Genomic DNA, 16,041 nt, shown 5'->3' with positions numbered 1-16,041 from the left:
GGGCAGGCTCGCGGGGGTGTTCAGCTGGTCGCGCCCTTCAGTGCCTCGGAGAGGGCCGCGGCCTCGTCGGGCGACAGCTCGACGACCAGGCGACCGCCGCCTTCGAGCGGTACGCGCATGACCAGGCCGCGCCCCTCCTTGGTGACCTCGAGGGGACCTTCACCCGTGCGCGGCTTCATGGCCGCCATGCGTGCCTCCTTCGCGGCCGCGTCCAGCCCGTGGGCTGCGGCGCGGCGTCGTCGATGCTGTGAGCTCCGCTCCCCATGATCCCGTATCCCCGGCGCAGGTCCAACCCGAGCCCCCGTTCGGGCCGTGTCGACGCCCCGAGCGAGGACCCCTCGCACGCTCGGGGACGCCGAGGAGGGGCCGGGGGCGGGGTCACGGCGGTGTCGACGCCCCGACTCCTCGCCCCGCGCCACTGCTCGCTGCGGTGCTCACCGGGCTGTGGTCAGGGGGTGGCGCGGAAGCAGGAGGCGACGTGGTCGTCCACCATCCCGGTGGCCTGCATGAGCGCGTACGCGGTCGTCGGGCCCACGAAGACGAAGCCGCGGCGCTTGAGCTCGCGGGCCATCGCGGTCGACTCCGGACTGGTCGCCGGGACGTCGGCGAGGGTGGCCGGGCGGGGCCGCGGAGCCGTCGGCGCGAAGGACCACAGCAGCGCCGAGAGCCCCTCCGGGACCCGCTGCGCGGCGCGGGCGTTGGAGACGGCGGCGGAGATCTTGGCGCGGTTGCGGACGATGCCGGCGTCGGCGAGCAGCCGCGCCTCGTCGTCCGGGCCGAACTCCGCCACCGCGTCGATCGAGAAGCCGGCGAAGGCCGCCCGGAACGCCGGGCGCTTGCGCAGGATGGTGATCCAGGACAGCCCCGACTGGAACGCCTCGAGGCAGAGCCGCTCGAAGAGGGCGTCGTCGCCGTGCAGCGGCCTCCCCCACTCCTCGTCGTGGTAGGCGACGTACTCGGGCGCGCTGTCGCCCCATGCACACCTGACCAGCTCTGCACAGCGGATGCGCTCGTCCACGGCCGGGGAGGCTAACCGCGCCCACCGACACTCAGGGGACGGCGGCGTCCACGTCCCCCAGCTCGGCGCGGTCGCGGCGCACCGGACTGCGGCGGGTGGCCAGCACGCAGCCGAGCACCACGACCGGCAGGCCGACCGCGAGGCCGAGGGTGAACGGCTCGTCGAGCAGGAGGACGCCGAGCAGCACCGCCACGGCCGGGTTGAGGAAGGTGATGACCAGCGCGCGCTGCGGGCCGACCTCGCGGATCAGCGCGAAGAACAGCGCCAGCGCCGCGGCGGTGCACACGACCCCGAGGACCAGCACGGCCAGCAGTGCGTCGGCGGGTGCCCGGGCGGCCGCGCCCAGCCGGGGGGCGGCGAACGGCGCGTAGACCAGCGCGGTGACGGTGAGCGCCACCGCGCTGGCGGCCACGCCCGGCACGTCGGGCAGCGCCCGGCTGACGATCAGCGGCGCGGTGGCGTACCCGACGACGACCAGCGCGACCGCGAGCAGCGGCAGTGCCGCGAGGCCCTCGACGTCCAGGCCCAGCAGCACGGCGATGCCGGCCACGCCCAGGCCCATGCCGAGCAGCCGGACGCGGGTGAGCCGCTCCTCCTCGCCGGTCAGCCGGCCGGCCAGCGCGGCCACGAACGGCACCCCGGCGACGAGCAGGCCGGTGAGCGAGCTCGACAGCGTCTGCTCGGCGTAGGCCAGCAGCAGCCAGGGGCCGGTCATCTCCAGCACGGTGAAGGCCAGCAGCGGCCGCCAGCGCCGCAGCGCCGGGCCCAGCTGGCCGCGGGCGACCGTCCAGGGCAGCAGCAGCGCCGCGCCGAGCACGCACCGGCCGAAGACGACGACCACCGGCGGCAGCTCCTCGACGGCCACCTTGATGAGCAGGTACGGCACGCCCCAGATCAGCGACATCGCCAGGAACAGCACCCAACCCCGACGGCTCACCGCTGCCCCCGCGCCCCGCCGCACTCCCGCACCCCGTCATCCTGCCCGGGCGTTTCCCGGTCCTCGCACCGGGCACCGCCCGACGGTGCACGCACCTCCCCCGTCCGGACGGCGGCTGGCGGCCTCGGGGCTGCTGTTCGGCGCCGGCCTCATGGGCTCGGTCGACGAGATCGTCTTCCACCAGCTGCTGGCCTGGCACTCCTTCTACGACCGCGCCGGGGGCACGGTGGGCCTGGTCTCCGACGGGTTGCTGCACGCGGTCACGCTCTCGGCCGTCGTCGCCGGGCTGGCGCTGCTCGCCGACCTCCGCCGCCGCGGTGCCCTCGACGTCCGCCGGTGGTGGGGGCTGGTGCTGCTGGGCGCGGGCGCCTTCCAGCTGTGGGACGGCGTGGTCGACCACGAGCTGCTGCGGGTGCACCAGGTCCGCTACGGCGTCGACCTCACCGGCTACGACCTGGCCTGGAACGCCTCGGCCGTCGTCCTCCTCGCGGCCGGCGCGGCGCTGCTGCTGCGCGCCCGCCGCCGCCCGGCCCGGTGACCGGGCTCGCCGTCCTGGCGCTGCCGGCCGCCGGTGCGCTGTACGTGGCGGCCGGCTGGCGCACGCCCTGGCCGCTGCGGCGGACGGCGTCCTGGCTGGCCGGCCTGGCCGCGGCCGGGATCGGCGTCGTCCTCTCGGCCGCCCACGGTGACCTGCGCACGCACATGGCCGGGCACCTGCTGCTGGGCATGGTCGCGCCGCCGCTGCTGGTGCTGGCCGCCCCGGTCACCCTGGCGCTGCGGGCGCTCCCGGTCGGAGCGGCCCGGCGACTGGCCCGCCTGCTGCGGACGCCGCCGCTGCGCTGGGCGACCGACCCGCTGGTCGCCGTCCCGGCCAACGCCGCCGGGCTGTGGCTGCTCTACGGCAGCGGGCTGCACGCCGCCGTCGTCCACCGCCCGGCCCTGGGGGCGCTCGTGGCGCTGCACGTGTTGGTCAGCGGGTACCTCGCCACCGCCGCGGTGCTGGCCGTCGACCCCGCGCCGCACCGTCGCGGGGTCGGCGTGCGTGCCGCCGCGCTGGCGGCCGGCGCGGCCGCCCACGACGTCCTGGCGAAGTGGCTGTACGCCGCTCCCCTGCCGGGGGTGGCGCACGCCGCGGAGGGCGCGCGGTTGATGTGGGACGGCGGCACCGTAGGCACGCTGGTGGTCGCCGCCGTGCTGTGGCGGCGCTGGTACACCAGCCGCGCCGCCGTCCGGGCCGGGGGAGCGCCCACGGCGCCCGCTGTCCGGGCAGCATGAGCGGGTGGACGCCGCCGACCGCCTCGCCGCCCTCGTCGACACCCTCGCCGGCGAACCGGACGTGACGCTCCCCGACGCCACCGGCCCGCGCCGGTTCGGGTCGCGGGCGCTGAAGGTCGACGGCGCGGCGTTCGCGATGGTGGTGCGTGGCGCGCTGGTGCTCAAGCTGCCCGAGGACCGCGTGGCCGCGCTGCTCGCCGACGGGCGCGGCGGGCCGTTCGGCGGCCGGGGCCGGCCCTACCGCGAGTGGGTCGCGCTGCCCGAGGGCGAGCCGGCCACCGACCTGCCGCTGGCGCGCGAGGCCCTGGCCTTCGCCCGGTCCCGGCGCGACGCCGTCAGCTGACCGGCCAGGCCACCTCGAGGTGCGGCTCGTCGGGGCCGACGTCCCGGCCGGTGAGGTAGACCTCGGCCGGGCTGCCGGTGCGCTCCACCCCGGCGGCGTCGCACCAGCGGGCGACGGCGTCGTAGGCGTCGAGGAGGCGCGGGAACTCCGCCTCCGCGCGGGTCAGCACGGTCACCGCTTCGCGGCCGGCGGTCTGCCGCCGCACCCGCAGCTCTCCCCTCGGCCGCACCGTGCCGGTGAACGGCAGGGCGACCTCCACCGGGCCGTCGCTGTCGGCGGTGACCATGCCGTGGTAGACGACCCGCAGCGCACCGGCGCGGGTCGCACCCGCCGCCGCGAGGTGCTCCTCGAGGGCGCGGGCGGCGTCGGAGATGAAGGGGCCGAGCTCCTCGACGGTCAGCCGGCGCTGGGTCGTCAGCAGCGTGGCCTCCTCGGTGGTGCGCAGGGCGACGTCGTGCACGGGGGCCTCCAGGGGGTCGTCGTCGCCGGCGAGTCGCCGGTGCAGGGAGCGGACGAGCGCCCGGCGGCGCGCGACGTCGTCCTCGACGTCGCGCCACCAGTGGTCGACCGTGGCAAGCCGGTCCGCCGGCTCCAGGTCGACCACCTCGCGCACCCGCGCGAGCGGCATGCCGGCCTGGCGCAGCAGCCCGACGAGCCGGGCGCGGGCCACCTGGGCCGGGGCGTACCAGCGGTAGCCGGTGCACCCGTCGACCCGCGCGGGCGCGAGCAGCCCGCGGTCGCCGTAGAGCCGCAGCGCCTTGGGCGACAGGCGGGTGCGGCGCAGGAACTCCCCGACCCGCAGCAGGTGATGGTCCACACCGGTCACCCTGGGACCGGCCCCAGGGGCAGGGTCAAGCGCGGCCGGTGTAGCGCCGGGCGAAGTCGGCGAATCGCTTCAGCGAGAGGCGGACGCCCACCACCGCGGCCGGCTTGACCAGCGGCCAGCCCAGCTGCCCGAGCAGCCCGAAGGGCAGCCACAGCTGCTCGGTCCACGTCACGAGGGACCCCGCCCCCTGGGCCGTGACCTCGAATATGCCCGGCCCGCGCACGATCCGGCCGGTGTGCTGGACGACGGCGCGCCGCGGGGGGTCCCACTCGGTGATGACCATCGTGTCCAGCACGCCCAGGCGCCGTCCCCGCACGGGCAGGCCGGTGCGCGCCGCCAACCGGCCGCCGACCGCGTGCGGGTCCCCGCCGGTGACCTCGACGTCGGTCAGCAGCATCCACTCGCCCTGGCGGGTCCAGTCGGTGAGCGCGGCCCACACCTGCTGCGGCGGGGCGTCGACGACCACCCGCTCCACCAGCTCACGCATCGGTCCGCGCTCCGTTCCCGCCCGCCGGGGCGTCGTCCGCACCGGACGCCTTGCGCCCGGCCTCGTCCAGCCGGGCGCGCAGCGCCGCGACCTCCGCGTCGCGCTCCTCGAGCGCCTCGGCCAGCTGCTCGAGCAGCCAGTCGACCTCGGTCATCCGGTAGCCCCGCACGGTCACCGACATGCGCACCCCGCGGACGTCGTCCGCGGTGACCGGCCGGTCCTCGGGCAGCTCCAGCGGCGAGCGGTCCGGATCGGCCGGCGGTCGGGTCTCCCCCCGGCCGAGCAGCGCCGAGCCACCGAGGAACAGCAACCCGCCGACCACCGCGACGGTGAGGACGAGGACGACCGTCTCGAGCACCCGGGCCTCAGGCGTCGCTCGGGGCGTCGTCGACCGGGAAGGCCCGCATCCCGCCGAGGCTGTCGCCGGCCTCCCGCGCCTTCTCGGCCTCCTGGACGATCCGCACGACCTCGTCGACGTCGTCGGTCACCGTGAACAGGTCCAGGTCGATGTCCTTGATGGTGGCCGCGGGGACCATCGTCTTCCGCAGCCAGTCGACCAGCCCGGACCAGTACTCCGACCCGAACAGCACCACCGGGAAGCGGGTCACCTTGCGGGTCTGCACCAGGGTGAGCGCCTCGAACAGCTCGTCGAGGGTGCCGAAGCCGCCCGGCAGGATGACGAAGGCCTGCGCGTACTTCACGAACATCGTCTTGCGGACGAAGAAGTAGCGGAACGCGATGCCGACGTCGACCCACTCGTTGAGCTCCTGCTCGAACGGCAGCTCGATGCCCAGCCCGACCGAGAGCCCGCCGGCCTCGGAGGCGCCACGGTTGGCCGCCTCCATCGCGCCCGGGCCGCCGCCGGTGATGACCGCGTACCCGGCCCGCGCCAGCGCCGCGCCGATGGCCACGCCGGAGGCGTAGTACGGCGAGTCCTGGGGCGTGCGGGCGCTGCCGAAGACGCTCACCGCGCGCGGCAGCTCGGCCAGCAACCCGAAGCCCTCGACGAACTCGCTCTGGATGCGCAGGACACGCCAGGGATCCGTGTGCACCCAGTCGGTCGGGCCGCGCCGGTCGAGCAGCCGCTGGTCGGTCGTCGTCCCCTGGTCGCGGGGGTCGGGCTCGCCGCCGCGCAGCATCACCGGGCCGCGGTGGCGGGTGGGCCGTGGCTTGCGGGCGTTGGCGGGCTCCGGGGTGGTCGTCATGGGCGCTCCTGGTCCGTGGGCGTCGACAGGTAGGCGACGAGCGCGTCCTCGGCCGGCTGCAGCCGGTCGACGAGCACGTGCTCCTCGCGGGTGTGGGCCAGCGTCGGGTCTCCGGGGCCGTAGTTGACGGCCGGGATCCCGAACGCGGCGAACCGGGCGACGTCGGTCCAGCCGAGCTTGGCCCGAGCCGGGCGGCCGACGGCGGCGACGAAGGCCGCGGCCGCGGGCTCGGACAGCCCCGGCAGGGCCCCACCGGCGTTGTCGACGACGGTCAGCGTCACCCCTGCGGCGAGCGCGTCGGCGAAGACCTCGCGGACGTGGGCCTCGGCGGCGTCCTCGTCCCGGTCGGGCGCGTAGCGGAGGTTGACCGTCACCGTGCAGGCGTCCGGGACGACGTTGCCGGCCACCCCGCCCTCGATGCGGACGGCGTTGAGCCCCTCGCGGTAGACGCAGCCGTCGATGTCGACCTCCCGCGCCTCGTACGCCGCGAGGGTGGCGAGGATGCCGGCCGCGCCGTGGATGGCGTTGACGCCGAGCCAGCTGCGGGCGCTGTGCGCGCGCCGGCCGGGGACCTCCAGCACCGCCCGCAGGGTGCCCTGGCAGCCGCCCTCGATCTCCCCGTCGGTCGGTTCGAGCAGGATCGCCAGGTCGCCGTAGAGCCAGCCCCGGCGCTCCCGCGCCACCCGGCCGAGGCCGTTCTTCACGGCCTCGACCTCCTCGTTGTCGTAGAAGACGAACGTCAGGTCGTGCGCGGGCTCGGCACCGGGGACGCCGAAGCGCCCGGCCAGCCGCAGCATCACCGCGTCGCCGGCCTTCATGTCGCTGGTGCCGCAGCCGTAGAGCCGGCCGGTGGCCTCGTCGAGGCGGCTGGGGACGTTGTCGGCGATCGGCACGGTGTCCAGGTGCCCGGCGAGGACCACCCGGGTGGGTCGGCCGAGGTCGGTCCGCCCGAGGACGGCGTCGCCGACCCGCTCGACCTCCAGACCGCCGAGCGCCCGCAGGGCCGCCTCGACGGCGTCCGCGAGGGGACCCTCGCCACCCGACACCGATGGGGCGTCGACCAGCGCGCGGGTGAGCGTCAGGACGTCGGCGACGGGGTCCAGCGGGGGCAGGGCGGTCACGACTCCCGAGCCTACGGAAGGCGTCGGGGCCGGGCCGCCGCAGCGCGCGGACACCACCGCCCCGTCGCCCGCCGTTCACCGACGCGGGGACGGACCCGGCAGGCACGTCCCCGGAGCGTCTCCCCCTGCCCCGCATGGTGGGCAGCGGTGGAGGCGGCTCGACCCCTGCCCCGCATGGTGGGCAACGGCCGAGCGACCGCGCGGGGACGCGGCGCCGGGCTCCCTGACCGAGTCGTCGGCGCGCGACCGGCGCTCGGTAGCGTCGTCCCCGTGACCGACTCCGCCCCGCTCTCCGCCGTCGCCGCCGGTCTGGCCACCGTCACCCCCGCCGGGACGGTGCTCGACACGTGGTACCCCGAGCCGCGGCTCGGGGTACCCGAGGGCGCCGAGACCGGCACCACCCGGCTGGGCGCGCTCGAGATCTCCGGCGAGCTCGGCCCCGACTACGGCGGCCTGGTCCGCCGCGACGAGTCCCGGGGCGTGGAGGTGATCGCCGTCCGGACGGTCATCGCGGACCTGTCGGCACCGCCCGCCGACACCCACGACGTCTGGCTGCGACTGCACCTGCTCTCGCACCGCCTGGTGCGGCCCCGCACCCTCAACATGGACGGCGTCTTCGGCCTGCTGACCAACGTCGCCTGGACCAGCGCCGGCCCGGTCGAGGCCGCCTCCTTCAACCCGCACCGGCTGCGCGCCGCGCACGGGCAGGTCACCGTCTACGGCGTCGACAAGTTCCCGCGGATGGTCGACTACGTCATCCCCTCCGGCGTCCGCGTCGCCGACGGCGACCGCGTCCGGCTGGGCGCCCACCTCGCCGAGGGGACGACGGTCATGCACGAGGGCTTCGTCAACTACAACGCCGGGACCCTCGGGCCGTCGATGGTCGAGGGCCGGATCAGCGCGGGCGTCGTCGTCGGCGCCGACAGCGACATCGGTGGCGGCGCCTCGATCATGGGCACGCTCTCCGGCGGCGGGAAGGAGGTCGTCTCGATCGGCTCGGGCTGCCTGCTGGGCGCCAACGCGGGCATCGGCATCTCCCTCGGCGACAACTGCGTCGTGGAGGCCGGCTGCTACGTGACCGCCGGGTCGCGGGTGACCCTGCCCGACGGCTCGGTCGTGAAGGCCGCCGAGCTCTCCGGCCGGGACGGGCTGCTGTTCCGCCGCAACTCGGTCTCCGGTGCCCTGGAGGCGCTGCCCCGCACCGGCAGCTGGGGTGAGCTCAACGCCCAGCTGCACGCCAACGCCTGACGGAGGACCCCTGCCCCCGCCACCGCGGCAGGACCCTGCAGGGGCCGTTCCAGCCCCCAGGCTCGGCGCGGGCCCCTGACGGGTGGCCGTTCAGGTGAGGTCGGCGGGCTGCTCGACCGGGACGTCGAGGTGCTCGAGCAGGGCGACGACGAACTCCTGCGGCCGCTCGACGTGCGGGGAGTGCCCGGCACCCGGCAGCACGACCTCCCGGTAGGTCCCCCCGCCGGCGGCGTAGCGGTCCAGGACGGCGCGGGTCTGCGCGACCATCGGCTGCGGCGGGCAGACCCCGGCGCCCGGCCAGCCCGGCACCGCACCCAGCGCCCCCAGTTGCGCCAGGTCGAACAGCGACGCGTCGGAGACGATGGCGTCGGCGTCCCCGCGGATCCACAGGACCGGCGGCTTGGCCGGCAGGTCGGTGATCCCGGAGAGGTCGAACACCGTCGGCGCCATCGTGTTGAGCACCCCTCGCTCCCCCGGCGCCACACCCGGCCAGGTGGCGGAGGTGGCGGCGTTGCCCGGGTAGTGGTCCTCGCCGGTGCGGGTGGAGAGCATCGCGGCGACGAACACGTCCTCGAGCTGCGGGTCGATGGGCAGCGATCCCGGCGCCACGTAGAAGGCGCGCAGGATCGACCGCGGGCTGCTCGGGCGGTCGGCCGTGGTGTCGCCCGCGGCGAGCGCGGCCACGAACTCCGGGTTGGCCGCGCCCGCCCCGGAGCCCGCGCCGTCCTCCGACAGCCGTCGTCCCTCCGGCCCGGCGGTCCCCCCGAAGCCGTACGGGGAGATCGGCGCGACCAGCGCCACCGACGCGACCCGCTCGGGCCGGTCGAGCAGGTACTGCAGCACCACGCCGGCACCCATGCTCCAGCCGACCACGTGCACCCGGTCGAGGCCGAGGGCGTCGACGAGCGCGGCGAGGTCGTCCGCCCAGTCCCGCACCCCGCGCCGTGCGTCGATCGGCAGCGGGTCGGTGTCGCCGTAGCCCCGCAGGTCGACCGCGAGCGGCCGCACGTGGCCGGTCTCGGCCAGCGCGAGCACCGGCTGCTGCCAGAACAGCGCCGAGCTGACGTTGCCGTGCACGAAGAGCACGACCTCCCCGGGCCCGGCCGGGTCGATGCCCTCGGGGTGCAGGACGTTCTGGGTCAGCCGGGCGGTGGGCACCCGCGTCGCGGTGGTGCCGGGCAGCAGGGTGTCGCTCATGCGGTCTCCTCGCAGGTGGCTGGCGGCACACCGTAGCGACGGACACCTCCCCGTGGCGGCACCGCCATGCCAGGAACCGCACCTACAGTTCCGGTCGATGACGAGTGCACGGACCGCGACGGCACGGCGGACGACGGCCGCCCGCCGGCCGCCGGCGCGCCGCCCGACCACCCGGCGCCGCTCATCCGGACAGCGCACGCCGCCCCGCCGGGGACGCGCGCAGACCGCGGCGTCCTGGGGGTGGCTCGCGGTGGTGCTCGCCGTGGTCGCGCTCGTGGCGGTCTCGCTGGACACCGACGGGGAGGACGTGCCGGTGGCGACCGCGCAGTGCACGCTGCCCGCGACCGGCATCCGGCTCACCGGTGAGCAGATCGGCAACGCCCAGACCATCGCCCAGGTCGGCTACGAACGCGGCCTGCCGGAACGGGCCGTGGTCATCGCCCTGGCCACCGCGATGCAGGAGTCGCGGCTGCGCAACCTCGACTACGGCGACCGGGACTCCCTCGGCCTGTTCCAGCAGCGCCCCTCGCAGGGATGGGGGACGCCGGCCCAGGTGCAGGACCCCGTCTACGCCGCCGGCAAGTTCTACGACCACCTCGTGCAGGTCCCCGACTGGCAGACCGGGGAGCTCACCCTCGTGGCTGACGCCGTCCAACGCAGCGCATTCCCGTTCGCCTACGGAAAGTGGTCGGCCCTCGCCGTGGAACTCACCAGCTCGCTGGGTCCCGCCGCGACCGCCGAGTTCCCCTGCCTCTGAGCAGGCGCGGGCGCCCGGGGCGGCCGTGGCCGACACGGTCCGCCCGCAGCTCACCGCCTCAGTGCCACGAGACCCTGCCCCGGGGGATCACCGGCGCCGACAATGCCGGGATGACCACGGTCGGCGGCCTCCCGGCGCACCCGCTGCTCGTCCACGCGGCCGTCGTCCTCCTCCCGCTGGCCGCGCTGGGTGCCGGCCTGGTCGCGGTCCGGCCGTCCTGGAGCCGGCCGTACGGTCCGCTGGTCGCGGCCGGCGCCCTGGCGGGGGCGGTGGCCGCCACGCTGGCGAAGTTCGCCGGTGACCGGCTCGCGGCCGCGATCGAGATCACCCCGGGGTTCCAGCCCGTCATCGACGAGCACGGCCGGCTGGGCCTCTACGTCGTCCTGGCGGCCTGGCCGTTCGCGCTGCTCGCCGTCCTCGCCGCCGTGCTCGGCCGCCGCCCCCGCGGCGCGGCGGCACGCGTCGCGGGGGTGCTGGCCACCGTCGCGGGGGTCGCGGCGGTCGTGACCACGGTGCTGGCCGGGCACTCGGGCTCCGCCGCGGTGTGGGGTGCCGTCCTGCGGTAGGCCGCCGTAGGGTCCCCGCATGCTCGCCCGCGCCTGGGGGATCGGGCGGTCCCTGCTCGTCTACCACGGTGTACCGGGCAAGCACCGGCGCATGGTGCGGTTCTACGGCCAGTTCCTCGGGCCGGGGGACGTCGGCTTCGACGTCGGGGCCCACGTCGGGAACCGGGTCCGCGCCTGGCGGCAGCTGGGCGCGCGGGTGGTCGCGGTCGAGCCGCAGCCGGACTTCGTGCGCCTCCTGCGGCTCTTGTTCGGCCGCGACGACGGCGTCATCGTCGTCCCCGGAGCGGCCGGGGCGCGGCCCGGCCGGGCCCGGCTGGCCGTCTCGTCGGCGTTCCCGACCGTGTCGTCGCTGTCGCCGGGGTGGATCACGTCGGTGTCGGCCGACCGCAGCTTCGCCCGCGTCCGGTGGGACCGCGCGGTCGAGGTGGAGGTCTCGACCCTCGACGAGCTCATCGCCGTCCACGGCGTGCCGGCCTTCTGCAAGATCGACGTCGAGGGCTTCGAGGTCGAGGTGCTGGCCGGTCTGAGCCACCCGCTGCGGGCGCTGTCCTTCGAGTACCTGCCGCCGGCGCACGACGCCGCCCTCGCCGCGCTCGACCTGGTGGAGCGGCTCGGCGCCGCGGTGGGCGGGTACGCGTACAACTACTCCCCCATCGAGACGATGCGCCTCGCCAGCGACCGCTGGCTGACGGCGCCGGAGCTCGTGCCGTTGCTCGAGCGGTTCCGGCCGACGGGCCGGTCCGGCGACGTCTACGCCCGGCTCGCGCGGCCGGACCGCGCGCCCGCGTCGGGGGCCTGAGCGACGTCCCACGCGGTGACGACGTCCTCCGCGGTCAGGTGCACGGAGCGGTTGCGCAACTCGATGCCGTCGGCCACCCGCGCGATCCCGAGGTCGCCCACCGCCTCGGTGCCGGCCCCGATGATCCGGGGAGCGGTGCCGATGACCAGCCGGTCGACCAGCCCGGCACCCAGCAGCGAGGTGATCACGCGGGCGCCGCCCTCGACCAGCAGGGTCCGCACGCCGCGCTCCCGGAGAACTCGCAGCCCGGCGCGGAGGTCCACGCCGCCCGGGCCGCGCGGCAGCACGCAGATCCCCGCGCCCGCCACGCGCACGCGCCGGCGGTCGGCCTCCGTGGCCCGGTCGGTGGTGAGCACGAGCGTCGCCGGGCCACCGTCGAGCAGCAGGGCGTCCGACGGGGTCCGCAGGGTCGAGTCGAGGACGACGCGCAGCGGCGAGGCACCCGGGACGAGGCGGACCGTCAGCCGCGGATCGTCCTGGAGCACGGTGCCGATCCCGACCATCACCGCGTCGCAGGCCGCCCGCAGCGCGTGGGAGAGGGCGCGCTCCTCCGTCCCGCTGATCCACTTCGAGTCGCCGCCCCCGGTCGCGATCCGCCCGTCGAGGGTCTGCGCGTACTTCAGGACGACGCGGGGCCGCCCGGTCGGCGGGTCGGCGTCGCCGATCAGGCCGAGGACGTCGGGCGGCGCCTCCGGCGCCGGCTCCAGCTCCTCCCCCGCGAGCCGCAGGTGGCCGAGCCGCCGCTCCTTCGTCCGCAGGTAGCCGACGTTGCGGCTGTGCGCGGCCGTCCTCAGCGGCTCGGTCCCCACCACCGCGATCCCCGCGGCCCGGAGCCCGGCCACCTTGTCCGGGTTGTTCGTGAGCAGCCGCACCGCGTCGACGCCCAGCTGGCGCAGCACCGCGGCGGAGTCGTCGTAGCTGCGGCCGTCGACCGGGAGTCCGAGGCGGAGGTTCGCGTCGACGGTGTCGGCACCGGCGTCCTGCTCGACGTACGCGCGCAGCTTGTCCACCAGCCCCACGCCGCGCCCCTCGTGCCCCGTGGCGTAGAGCAGCAGGCCCCGCCCCTCGGCCGCGATCCGGCGCAGCGCGAGCCGGAGCTGGATCCCGCAGTCACAGCGCAGGGACCCGAGGACGTCACCGGTCAGGCACTCCGAGTGCAGGCGGGTCAACGGGGGGTCGCCGCCGCGGAGACCGCCCTGGGACAGCGCCAGGTAGACCGACCCGGTCGGCACCTGCAACGCCGTCGCCCGGAACTCCCCGAACTGGGTCGGCAGCGCCACGTGGACCAGTTCGCGCACCTCGTCCACCCTGGCCTCCTCTGCGCGCCCTGAGAGCTGGCTGCCGAGTAGACCCGGGGGCGCCGCCGCGGGGCCAGGGGCGCTGGTCCCGATCCGGCAGCTGGCTGCGCCGGCCGGGTCGCCACAGCAGCAGCACGGCACCGCCGGGGAGGCAGGCGACGAGGCTGAGCACCCCGTAGACCAGGGCGGCGGTGAGGCCCTGGGCCGCACCGAGCCCGCCCGCCGCGAACGCGCCCGCGGCGACGGCCTCCCGGGGGCCCCAGCCGCCGAGGCTGACCGGGAGGGCCATGGCCAGCAGGGCCAGCACCAGCAGCGGGAGCAGCTCGCCGAGCGCGGCCCGGCTGCCGGCGGCCCGCGCGGCGACGACGAAGAGCGTGAGGTACCCGGCCAGCGCGGCGACCGACAGCAGGACCACCCCCGGCCAGGTGCCGGTGGTGAGCAGGCCAGCACGGGCGTCGGCGCCGGCCGTCCGCAGCGTGGCGCGCAGCCGGGAGGGGTGGGGTGCCCGCACGGCCCAGGTGCCCAAGACGGCGACGACGGCGACCACCCCGATGGTGGCCGCAGCGCCGGGGACCACGGAGCCGACCGCGTCCGCGAGCAGCTCGGGCCGGGTGAGCAGCGCCGCGACCCCGACGACCACCGAGATCACCAGCCCGGCACACCGTTCGAGGGCGACCGCGCGGACGGCCCGCCCGAGGTCGCCGGCCCGGCGGCCGTGGAGGACGGCGCGGTCCACGTCACCGAGCACGCCGGCGGGCAGCACCGAGTTGAGGAACACCGCCCGGTAGCAGTGCGCGACCGCCTCCCCCAGCCCCAGGGGCAGGCCGAGACCGCGGGCCACGAGGCGCCACCGCCAGGCGCTGAGCACGGTGGTGGCCAGGCCGATGCCGAGCGCGGCGAGCACCGTCCCGGTGTCGATCGACCGCAGCCCGTCGAGGACGGTCCCATCGCCCAGCCGCACGAGCAGCGCGACCAGGATGCCGAGGCCGGCGAGGGCCCGCAGCCAGGGCCACAAGCCCGGCATCACGCCGCCTCCGCCGGGAGGGCGAGCACGTCGACGTGGCCGACTCCCACCCGCAGTCGGCCGGCGGCGCAGGCGGCGAGCCGGTCCCGCAGGTAGGCGGCTGCGTCCTCCTCGAGGTCCGGCTGCTGGGCGCAGGCCGCGCCGACCCACCCCCGCAGCCACTCCTCCGCCAGCCCGGCCCGGTCGGCGCCGAGCCGCCACGGGCTGGACCGGACCTGCACCGCCGCGCCCCGCCGGGCGAAGGCGTCGGCGGTGGCGACACCGGCGTCCGGTCCCAGCAGTCGCCGCCCGCCGGTGCGGCGCCGTTGGTGGGCGTCGAAGGCGGCCGCGAAGGCGGCGTCGAGCGGGTCGGGCGGGTCCAGCTCGACGTCGCCGGTGACGGTCAGCGTCAGCAGCGCGGCGGCTCCGGCCCCGGCGCAGGCGGCGGCGAGCCCGTCCACCTCCTCGGCGGTCAGCAGGTCGAGCAGGGCGGACGCGGTCACCAGCGTCGTCCCGGCGAGGTCCGCTGCGCGCAGGTCGGTGAGGTCCCCGCGCTGCGTCCGTGCGGTGACCGGGGTGCCGTCGGCGGCCACGGTCGGCGGGCTCCCCGCGGCGCGGGCGAGCAGCCGCGGGTCGCGGTCGTGCAGCACCCACGTCTGCGGTCCGGGCAGCCGCCCGGCCAGCCAGCGTCCCATCGAGCCGGTGCCGCACCCGAGGTCCCGGACCACCACCGGCCGGGCGCGGGTCCCGAGGTGGACGCGGAGGGCGTCGACCAGCTCGGCGGCGCGGGCCGCGGCGTCGGCGTCCTCCCGCAGCGCCAGCCAGTCCGGGGTGCACACGGGCGAGCCGGGGCTGCTCAGCCGGGCGCTCCACGGACCAGGTCGAGCACGCTGCTCAGGCATCGGATCGCTCCCTCCCACCCCTCCAGCCCGGGCCGCCGGGCGCGCGCGGCGAGGCGCAGTCCGGCGCGCAGGTCCGGCTCGCTCCACCAGCGGCGCACGGCCGACGCCAGGGCCTCGGCGTCGTCCGGTGCGACGAGGAGTCCCGGGACCCGGCCGGCCGGGTCGCGGCCGACGGTCTCCGGGACCCCGCCGACGGCGGTCGCGAGCACCGGGACACCGCGCGCGAGCGCCTCGGTCAGGACCATCCCGTAGGACTCCCGGCGGGACGGCAGCACCACCAGGTCGGCGGCGGCGTAGTCCGCGGCCAGCCGGGCTCCGGTGCGCGGGCCGGGCAGCCGCAGCCGGTCGCCGAGCCCGTGCCGCTCGACGGCCTGCGCGACGGCGGCCGCGTACGCGGGGTCGCGGCGCAGCGACCCGACCAGGTCGCAGGTCCACGGCAGGTCGTGGACGGCGGCCAGGGCCTCGACCAGGAGGTCCTGGCCCTTGGTGGGGGTGACCGCCCCGACGCAGAGCAGGTGGGAGGCGCCGTCGGTGCCGCGGGCCGGCGGCGCCGGGTCGACCCCGGGCGGGGCGACGTGCACCCGGCCGGCGGGCAGCCCGTGGACGGCGACCAGCCGGCGCGCCGCCCACGGGCTGGTGGTCACGACCGCGGCCGCGGCGCGCAGCGTCTCGCCCTCGAGGGCGGCCAGTCCCGGTGCCGCTCCCAGCTCGTCGCCGAGCGGCAGGTGCACCAGGACGACGAGCGCCAGCCGGCCCGCCTGCGGGACGACGACCTCCGGGACGCCGCAGGCCACCAGCCCGTCGACCAGCACGACCCCGCCGTCGGGCACGTCGGCGAGGGCGTGCGCCAGCGCCCGGCACGCGGCGGAGCCGGGTCGGGGCCACGCCCCGGGGACGGCGACCTCGGTGACCGGCCACCCGGACGCCGGCAGGCCTGCGCAGACGCGGCGGTCGTAGACGTTCCCGCCGCTCGGGACGGTGTCGTCGTCGACGTCCCCCGGCACCACGACGTGCACCCTCCGCGGGCGGGGTGCAGCCCGGGCGCTCACGGGCGCTCCT

At 76.9% G+C, this 16,041-nt stretch carries 20 protein-coding genes; 7 read left to right on the top strand and 13 right to left on the bottom strand.

All coding sequences use genetic code 11. The features are described from left to right. Positions 1-20: 20 nt before the first annotated feature. The 3 genes from ACU610_RS24990 to ACU610_RS24980 all read right to left on the bottom strand — a co-directional run bounded on the left by ACU610_RS24990 (position 21) and on the right by ACU610_RS24980 (position 1,955). Complete coding sequence (locus ACU610_RS24990) at positions 21-188, bottom strand: DUF3117 domain-containing protein (protein WP_012947303.1); 168 nt, start codon at positions 186-188, stop codon at positions 21-23. 260 nt (positions 189-448) lie between these two features. After that, positions 449-1,018, bottom strand: a complete 570-nt coding sequence (locus ACU610_RS24985) for a DNA-3-methyladenine glycosylase I (protein ID WP_446770381.1) — start codon at positions 1,016-1,018, stop codon at positions 449-451. 31 nt (positions 1,019-1,049) lie between these two features. After that, positions 1,050-1,955, bottom strand: coding sequence for a DMT family transporter (locus ACU610_RS24980; RefSeq protein WP_446770380.1), 906 nt, complete (start codon positions 1,953-1,955; stop codon positions 1,050-1,052). An 85-nt stretch (positions 1,956-2,040) separates the two neighbouring features. Here ACU610_RS24980 and ACU610_RS24975 point away from each other — a divergent pair, with 85 nt between their 5' ends. The 3 genes from ACU610_RS24975 to ACU610_RS24965 are packed head-to-tail and all read left to right on the top strand — an operon-like array spanning position 2,041 to position 3,573. Beyond that, complete coding sequence (locus ACU610_RS24975) at positions 2,041-2,493, top strand: DUF2243 domain-containing protein (RefSeq protein ID WP_446770379.1); 453 nt, start codon at positions 2,041-2,043, stop codon at positions 2,491-2,493. Then, complete coding sequence (locus ACU610_RS24970) at positions 2,490-3,230, top strand: cytochrome c oxidase assembly protein (RefSeq protein WP_446770378.1); 741 nt, start codon at positions 2,490-2,492, stop codon at positions 3,228-3,230. Before ACU610_RS24975 ends, ACU610_RS24970 begins: the two co-directional genes overlap by 4 nt. A gap of 4 nt (positions 3,231-3,234) precedes the next feature. Continuing rightward, complete coding sequence (locus ACU610_RS24965) at positions 3,235-3,573, top strand: hypothetical protein (protein ID WP_446770377.1); 339 nt, start codon at positions 3,235-3,237, stop codon at positions 3,571-3,573. On the opposite strand, the gene ACU610_RS24960 is transcribed toward ACU610_RS24965, so the two are convergent. Genes ACU610_RS24960 through dapE form a run of 5 tightly spaced genes read right to left on the bottom strand, consistent with a single transcriptional unit; the run spans position 3,566 to position 7,212 of the window. Beyond that, positions 3,566-4,390 carry a MerR family transcriptional regulator gene (locus tag ACU610_RS24960; RefSeq protein WP_446770376.1) on the bottom strand — a complete coding sequence of 275 codons (825 nt, stop codon included), beginning with the start codon at positions 4,388-4,390 and terminating at the stop codon, positions 3,566-3,568. The genes ACU610_RS24965 and ACU610_RS24960 overlap by 8 nt on opposite strands. A 34-nt stretch (positions 4,391-4,424) precedes the next feature. Continuing rightward, a complete protein-coding gene (locus tag ACU610_RS24955) occupies positions 4,425-4,886 on the bottom strand; it encodes an SRPBCC family protein (RefSeq protein ID WP_446770375.1) in 462 nt (153 codons plus the stop codon). Next, positions 4,879-5,244, bottom strand: coding sequence for a DivIVA domain-containing protein (locus ACU610_RS24950; RefSeq protein ID WP_446770374.1), 366 nt, complete (start codon positions 5,242-5,244; stop codon positions 4,879-4,881). The genes ACU610_RS24955 and ACU610_RS24950 overlap by 8 nt, the downstream gene beginning before the upstream one ends. Before the next feature lie 7 nt (positions 5,245-5,251). After that, positions 5,252-6,091 carry an LOG family protein gene (locus tag ACU610_RS24945; RefSeq protein ID WP_446770373.1) on the bottom strand — a complete coding sequence of 280 codons (840 nt, stop codon included), beginning with the start codon at positions 6,089-6,091 and terminating at the stop codon, positions 5,252-5,254. After that, positions 6,088-7,212, bottom strand: coding sequence for a succinyl-diaminopimelate desuccinylase (dapE, locus tag ACU610_RS24940; RefSeq protein ID WP_446770372.1), 1,125 nt, complete (start codon positions 7,210-7,212; stop codon positions 6,088-6,090). The genes ACU610_RS24945 and dapE overlap by 4 nt, the downstream gene beginning before the upstream one ends. Positions 7,213-7,482: 270 nt before the next feature. Here dapE and dapD point away from each other — a divergent pair, with 270 nt between their 5' ends. Beyond that, the gene (gene dapD, locus ACU610_RS24935; protein WP_446770371.1) at positions 7,483-8,460 is read left to right on the top strand and encodes a 2,3,4,5-tetrahydropyridine-2,6-dicarboxylate N-succinyltransferase; all 978 of its coding nucleotides are present in this window, start codon (positions 7,483-7,485) and stop codon (positions 8,458-8,460) included. A 90-nt stretch (positions 8,461-8,550) separates the two neighbouring features. Here the strand turns inward: dapD and ACU610_RS24930 are convergent, their stop codons facing one another. Then, the gene (locus ACU610_RS24930; RefSeq protein WP_446770370.1) at positions 8,551-9,657 is read right to left on the bottom strand and encodes an alpha/beta fold hydrolase; all 1,107 of its coding nucleotides are present in this window, start codon (positions 9,655-9,657) and stop codon (positions 8,551-8,553) included. 97 nt (positions 9,658-9,754) lie between these two features. Here ACU610_RS24930 and ACU610_RS24925 point away from each other — a divergent pair, with 97 nt between their 5' ends. The 3 genes from ACU610_RS24925 (at position 9,755) to ACU610_RS24915 (ending at position 11,779) form a co-directional block, all read left to right on the top strand. Continuing rightward, positions 9,755-10,414, top strand: coding sequence for a hypothetical protein (locus ACU610_RS24925; protein WP_446770369.1), 660 nt, complete (start codon positions 9,755-9,757; stop codon positions 10,412-10,414). Positions 10,415-10,524: 110 nt separating this feature from the next. Further along, the gene (locus ACU610_RS24920) at positions 10,525-10,980 is read left to right on the top strand and encodes a DUF2231 domain-containing protein (RefSeq protein WP_446770368.1); all 456 of its coding nucleotides are present in this window, start codon (positions 10,525-10,527) and stop codon (positions 10,978-10,980) included. Between the two features lie 19 nt (positions 10,981-10,999). Then, entirely contained in the window at positions 11,000-11,779 is a 780-nt protein-coding gene (locus ACU610_RS24915; protein WP_446770367.1) for an FkbM family methyltransferase, read from the top strand. On the opposite strand, the gene ribA is transcribed toward ACU610_RS24915, so the two are convergent. Genes ribA through ACU610_RS24895 form a run of 4 tightly spaced genes read right to left on the bottom strand, consistent with a single transcriptional unit; the run spans position 11,731 to position 16,031 of the window. Next, entirely contained in the window at positions 11,731-13,011 is a 1,281-nt protein-coding gene (ribA, locus tag ACU610_RS24910) for a GTP cyclohydrolase II RibA (protein ID WP_446770758.1), read from the bottom strand. The two genes, ACU610_RS24915 and ribA, sit on opposite strands and share 49 nt — an antisense overlap. Beyond that, entirely contained in the window at positions 12,914-14,101 is a 1,188-nt protein-coding gene (locus ACU610_RS24905) for a lysylphosphatidylglycerol synthase transmembrane domain-containing protein (protein WP_446770757.1), read from the bottom strand. Before ACU610_RS24905 ends, ribA begins: the two co-directional genes overlap by 98 nt. Continuing rightward, complete coding sequence (locus ACU610_RS24900; protein WP_446770366.1) at positions 14,101-14,982, bottom strand: hypothetical protein; 882 nt, start codon at positions 14,980-14,982, stop codon at positions 14,101-14,103. Before ACU610_RS24900 ends, ACU610_RS24905 begins: the two co-directional genes overlap by 1 nt. Further along, positions 14,937-16,031 carry a glycosyltransferase family 4 protein gene (locus ACU610_RS24895; RefSeq protein WP_446770365.1) on the bottom strand — a complete coding sequence of 365 codons (1,095 nt, stop codon included), beginning with the start codon at positions 16,029-16,031 and terminating at the stop codon, positions 14,937-14,939. The genes ACU610_RS24900 and ACU610_RS24895 overlap by 46 nt, the downstream gene beginning before the upstream one ends. Positions 16,032-16,041: the final 10 nt, after the last annotated feature.

It is taken from the genome of Geodermatophilus sp. URMC 61 (assembly GCF_052931555.1).
Note: the sequence above shows the minus strand (reverse complement) of the source record. Positions and strands in the feature narration are given on the sequence as shown.